Raw genomic sequence first — 5,697 nt, 5'->3', positions numbered from 1 at the left:
TCGGGGAGGTCCGCGGTGCGCGGTGGGGCGCGCACCGCGGACACCCGTTGCCGTCCGGATCGGGGACTGCTCGTCTCTCTTGAGTTGTCAAACAGCAGGTTTCTCAAGGCATGTCGGGGTGGCCGGCCACAACGGTGTGGCCGGATCCCGGGAACAGCGCGTCAGTTGTGGGTCGGTACGGGTTGCCGTGGTGGTGGAACCAGTCCCCGATTCACTTGGCGGTGCAGGGTGGTTCTGGCCGCACCTGCGGGTCGTGGAGTGCGTGACGGGTCCACGCGCGCGGGCGGGATGAACGCCGGGCGCCCCTTCTCCACCACGATGTTCCACTGGTCGTGATGGACGGTGCGGTGGTGGAAGGCGCAGAGCATGACCATGTTGTCGAGGTCGGTTGCACCGCCGTCGAGCCAGTGGCGGATGTGGTGTGCCTGCGAAGTCCCGGGCGGGTGTTCGCACCCGGGAAAGGCACACACGCCGTCCCGCCGGAACAGTGCGGCGCGTTGGACGGGCGGTGCGGTGCGTTCTTCCCGCCCGTAGTCCACCGCCACCCCGTCGCTACCTAGGACGATCGGGAGGATCCCGGCGTCACAGGCCAGGCGGCGTACGTTGTCGGTGGTGATGGGTGTCCCGTCGGTGAAGACTCCCGGAACGACACCCTCGGCTTGAGGGTCGAGGCTGCGCACCAGATCGTCGTAGTCGACGGACACCTGAACCTGCACCCGCTGACCACCCACGCGCGGCATGCGGTCGGATCCCAATGCCAAGTCGACCAGCGTGGCAAGACCATCAGCGTGTCGTTGGGCGGGAGTTCGCGGATCGGGCTCACCATCAGCCGCAGGGCACGGTTTCGACAAGGGCCGGATGGCCGCGATGAACTTCTGCCCGCTTTCCTTGTCGAGCCGGGCTTTGATCATCACCGTGCCGTCGTCGGTGGTGATGTAGTGCAGTTCTCGAGACTCGAACTGGGCGTGTTCGTCTCGCACTGCGGTGCCGCGGTCGAAGGTGGCGTTGACGCCATCGGCCAGCCGACGCAGATCACTCGGCCGGCAGCGTTGTGCTTGTTCGGTGAGAACCCGCTCGACGTTCGCCGCCTCACCGGCAGCGGTGCCGGGCAGCTTCCGCACGCAGGCAGCGATCACTCGCGCGTGATCGAGGCTGATCATACCGTCGGACAAGGCTTTCCGGCTCGGACCAGCCGCAGAACGGGCGACCTCGACCCGGGCGCGTGCTTGCCCGGGATCGACCTTCAGCCGGTCCTGCAACCAGGTCGCGGTGTCCCGCGCCCCTTGAGCGCGTGCCAGGGAGCGCCGGTCGGCTTCGGCGACCAGGTTCGCCTGCAGCGACTGGACAAGACGCGCAAGGGCCTCGGCGTCCACGATCGATTCGGTCAACTCGGTGTCACTGGTGTGCGGTGCGGACGCCAGGACCGCGGCAACCGCGGCCCTGGCCGTCGCCACCGCGGCCCCCACAGGCGTCCTCGAACTCATGTGCTAAATGATGCACCAGGGCGTTCGAGGGCACGAGCGAAATCCGATCACTAAATCGGGTGATCCATCCCAGAAACAGGCGAAATTGCCTACGAGGAGCCAGTTTCGTCAAGGGAGAAGACACGCCCGTTCAGTGCCACAGGACAGACGAAGTCCCCGGCCACCACGAGATGACCGGGGACCACACCTGGACTGTTCAGGTCTCCTGGACGGTGATCGCCTGCGACGGGCAGAGCGTGGCGGCCACGCCGGCGGACTTCTCCAACTCCCCCGACGGCCGTTCCTCCAGCAACATCACGAATCCGTCGTCGTCCTGGTCGAACAGGTCGGGTGCCGACAGCACGCACTGCGCCGCCCCGACGCACCGCGTCACGTCCACGACGATCTGAGCCATGTTTTCCTCACCTCTCTGCGGGGACACCTCGGTCGCTCCGGTGCGAGACCGTCACCACCGCACCGGAAGCTCGTGCAGTCCGAAGAGGATCCCGTCGTACTTGAAGGGCAGCTCCGACAACGGGACCGCGATCTCCAGCGTCGGGATGCGTTCGAACAGCTTCGAGTAGGCGACCTCCATCTCCAGCCGGACGAGGTTCTGCCCGAGGCACTGGTGCACGCCGTAGCCGAAGGCCACGTGACCTTGTGCGGAACGGGTCGGGTCGAACTCGTCGGGCCGCTCGAAGATGGTCGAGTCGTGGTTCGCGCCGGCGACCAGCGGCACCACGCCCTCGCCCGCCTTGATCAGCTGCCCGCCGATCTCGACGTCGTCGGTGGCCACCCGCAGCGCCACCATGTCGGCCACCGAGTAGTAGCGCAGCAACTCCTCGACGACCCGGTCGTCGTTGACCCACTCGGGGTGGGAGAGCAGGGTCATCACGCCCAGCGAGATGTTGTTGGCCGTGGTCTCGTGCCCGGCGATGAGCAGCAGCATCGCGACGCCGGAGAGTTCGCGGACCGACATCTCGTCGCTCGCCCCGAGCTTGCTCAGCAGGTCGTCGCCGGGGCGCTTGCGCTTGATCGCGATGAGCCTGTTGAGGTAGCGCAGGATCTGCTTGCTGGCCTCGTCGCGCTGCTCGTCGGTCGAGTTGATCGTCACCAGGACCTTGGTCTTGGCCTCGAAGAACGCGCGGTCGACCTTGGGCACTCCCAGCAGCGCCGAGATGACCAGCGACGGCACGGAGAGGGAGAAGTCCTCGACCAGGTCGGCGCTGTTGCCGCGGGAGAGCATCGCGTCGATCGACTCGTCGACGATCGCCTCGATGGCGGGCCGCAGGGCGCGGATGCGCCGCACGGTGAACTCGGGCAGCAGCTGCTTGCGGAACTTCGTGTGGTCCGGGGGGTCGAGTGACACGAACCAGCCGGGGATCTCGGTCGCGGCGGGCACCCCGCCCGTGCGCCCGGGTGCGGGGAAGCCCTCGTGCGCGGGGTTCGAGCTGATCCGCGGGTCGGTGAGCACGGCGCGGACGTCTTCGTGCCTGGTCACCAACCACACGACGTCCCCGGTGGGGAGCTCCGCCCGGGTCAGGCCGGGTCGCTCCCGGAACTGCGCGTATTCAGGCGGCGGGAACGACACTCCCGGCCGACGGAGCATGAACGGGACCGGCTTCTCTTCTGTGTCCATCGAGGCATCAATCCACTGTGAGCGCGGGAAGTCCGAGGATGAGATCGACCGCGGTGGTGCGGCCTCCGGCGGCGCGCTGGAGCTCGGCCAGGTGCTCGGCGCGCTCCCGGAAGGAGGCGCCGTCGAGCACTCGGGTGAGCTTGTCGAGAACGTCGTCGGGATCCATGTCGTGCGGTTTGTCGAGGGTGAGGCTCACGCCGACGTCCTGGCTGCGCACGGCCTGGTCGTAGCAGTCGACCCACAGCGGTCGCATCACCATGGGCTTGCCGAAGTGGACGCCCTCGGTGTAGGCGTTGCCGCCGCCGTGGGTGAAGAAGACCTTGACGTGGGGGTGGGCCAGCACGTCCACTTGCGACGGCACCCACTCCTCGATGCGGAGGTTGCCGGGCAGGTCGTCCGGGAGCCACTTCTGCTGGTCCTGGGGGAGTTTCCAGAGAACGTCGTGCCGGCCGTCGAGGCGGCGGACCACCTCCACGAACGAGCGCACCTGCTTCGCGGTGAGCCGCGTGATCGTCCCGAAACCCGCGTAGATCACGGACTCCCGCTCGTCCAGCCATCGGGTGAGCTCCTCGCCCGGCGCCTGCGGCAACGGCGGGACCACAGCACCGACGGTGTGCAGCACCTCGGGGATCTCGAACGGGTAGTCCATCTCGGGAACGGCGTAGCACAGCACCAGTTCGGCCGCCTCGATCCGGGTGAACTGCCCGAATGAGGCCGGGTCGATTTCCAGCTCGGCGCGCACCTGCGTGTCGCGCGCGTTGCGCTCCTTCATCATCGAGGAGAACGCCAGGCTCAGCGTGCGCCACTTGAACAACCGGTTGGCCAGGCGCTGGCGGACGTTCATCTGCAGCGGCAGCCCCGAGTTCGGAGCGGGGAAGTCCGCTGGGGTGTAGGACTTGCCGATCGGCACCGGCGAGGTGAGCAGGTAGCTCGGCACGAAGGTGTCGCTGAGCACGTAGGGGATCTTCTCGGTCATCGCCAGCTCGTGGGCGAACCGGCACATGCAGTCGATGACCATGAGCGCCGGCTGCGCCTTGTCGACCGCTTCCTCCAAGGCGCGGTACTTGGGCACCCGCTGCTCGGGCCGATGGGTCTGCTCGATGACCGCGCGGTGGGCCTTGAACCGCGAGCGCTGCGTGACCCTGCGGTAGGTCTCGTCGTCCCAGGTGACCGAGGACATCTCGGGGGTCACCTCACCGAGGGAGAAGAACTGGATGGGCGAGCCGACCTGAGCGGCTTCCACCCCGGCTCGCGCCTTCTCGTCCGCGGCGAACCAGAGGTCCGGCACACCCCGGCGCGAGAGCTCCTCGACGAGCACCAGCAGGGGGTTGAGCAGACCGGCTTCCGGGAGGCTGACGAACAGGATCGGCCGTTGAGTCGAGCTCATGGACAAAGCACCCTTCGGTGTGGGCGGGCCGACGTGGCACTCCGGGAAGCGTGCCGGACGGGGTCTCGTGCTGTCCCGCTCCAGCGGGAAGGTCGAGGAGAAGCCCTAGTCCTCCGACGGTGCCGGGTCGGGAAGCACCTGGTGCCGGCGTTGCGGATCGTTGACGGGACTACGGGAGGTTCGCGGAGCGCACGATCCCCTCCAACTCGACCGAGAGGTCGGCGCGGCAGACGTCGACGTTGAGGTAGGCGACCTGGGCGTCGGGGGAGAAGTGCTCCTCGCAGATGCGCCGCACTGCGGGGATGTCGTCGTGGTTGCGGACGTAGACCTTGATGGTGTCGAGGTCGGCCAGCGTGCTGCGCTGGTCGATCCGGTGGTGGGAGAGCGTGTCGGGTCCGATCAGGTGCGCGACGTTCTCCAGCGCCAGCAGCGTCTGCTTCTCGACATCACCGGCGAACAGCGTCTCGTGCCCGCGGATGCTGGAGGTGCCGGAGACGTAGATCTGCCCGGAAGCGCTGTCCAAGCCGGGAACGCTCAGGTGGGTGGCCCTGGCGAACTTCGGTGGCCGGGGACCGTACTGCTCCGGGTAGTGGTACGCCGAGACCTGCTTGGAGTTCTCGAGCGGTGTCAGCGCACCGGTGCGCGAGGCCAGCACGTAGAAGGCGATTCCGCCGCCCAGCGACCCGATCCCGGTCGCGGCGGGTACGGAGGAGTCGTTGAAGCGGTGCGCTTCGAAGGCCTCCGCCCGGCCCTTGCAGAAGTCCCGGTAGATCTCCAGGCCGTCGGCGTTGTCCTCGTTGATGCGGTTGACGAAGTTCCACATCCGCGCGCAGTGGTGGTAGCCGAGCTCGGCCATCAGTTCCAACGTCCGCGCGTACGCCGCACGGGTACCGGACGCGTAACCGTCGCCCGGCGGGATCCGGCCGGCGCACAGCAGGTGCTCGCCGTCGTGGGCGTAGGCGATCCCACCGGATTCCCCCGACTCCACCGGCAGATCCGTCGTCCACACCTCGGAGAAGGAGTCGCTGTCGCCGTGGGCCATGTGGATGTCGAGCCGGAGGTGTCCACGCGACGTGTCGGGGTCGGCGGCACCGGTGGTGTAGTTGATGATGCCGAGCACGTTTCCGGCGTCCTCGTCGAGCTCGTCGAGGGACGCGAACTTCGAAGCGGGCAGGGTGGCGCTCTGCTGCTGTGTCATGGAAAGTCGC

5 protein-coding genes are annotated in these 5,697 nt (G+C 67.7%); all 5 read right to left on the bottom strand.

The features are described 5' to 3' along the window. Positions 1-161: 161 nt before the first annotated feature. The 5 genes from FHU35_RS19480 to FHU35_RS19460 all read right to left on the bottom strand — a co-directional run bounded on the left by FHU35_RS19480 (position 162) and on the right by FHU35_RS19460 (position 5,687). Positions 162-1,484: an HNH endonuclease signature motif containing protein gene (locus FHU35_RS19480; protein ID WP_145741806.1), complete on the bottom strand. Its 1,323-nt coding sequence runs from the start codon at positions 1,482-1,484 to the stop codon at positions 162-164. A gap of 196 nt (positions 1,485-1,680) precedes the next feature. Continuing rightward, positions 1,681-1,878, bottom strand: a complete 198-nt coding sequence (locus FHU35_RS19475; protein WP_145741804.1) for a ferredoxin — start codon at positions 1,876-1,878, stop codon at positions 1,681-1,683. 51 nt (positions 1,879-1,929) lie between these two features. Next, entirely contained in the window at positions 1,930-3,102 is a 1,173-nt protein-coding gene (locus FHU35_RS19470) for a cytochrome P450 (RefSeq protein ID WP_145741801.1), read from the bottom strand. 7 nt (positions 3,103-3,109) lie between these two features. Continuing rightward, a complete protein-coding gene (locus FHU35_RS19465; RefSeq protein ID WP_145741798.1) occupies positions 3,110-4,489 on the bottom strand; it encodes a glycosyltransferase in 1,380 nt (459 codons plus the stop codon). A 169-nt stretch (positions 4,490-4,658) separates the two neighbouring features. Continuing rightward, entirely contained in the window at positions 4,659-5,687 is a 1,029-nt protein-coding gene (locus FHU35_RS19460; RefSeq protein ID WP_145741796.1) for an FkbO/Hyg5 family chorismatase, read from the bottom strand. Positions 5,688-5,697 lie beyond the last annotated feature (10 nt).

Source organism: Saccharopolyspora dendranthemae (genome assembly GCF_007829955.1).
GTDB lineage: Bacteria > Actinomycetota > Actinomycetes > Mycobacteriales > Pseudonocardiaceae > Saccharopolyspora > Saccharopolyspora dendranthemae.
Note: the sequence above shows the minus strand (reverse complement) of the source record. Positions and strands in the feature narration are given on the sequence as shown.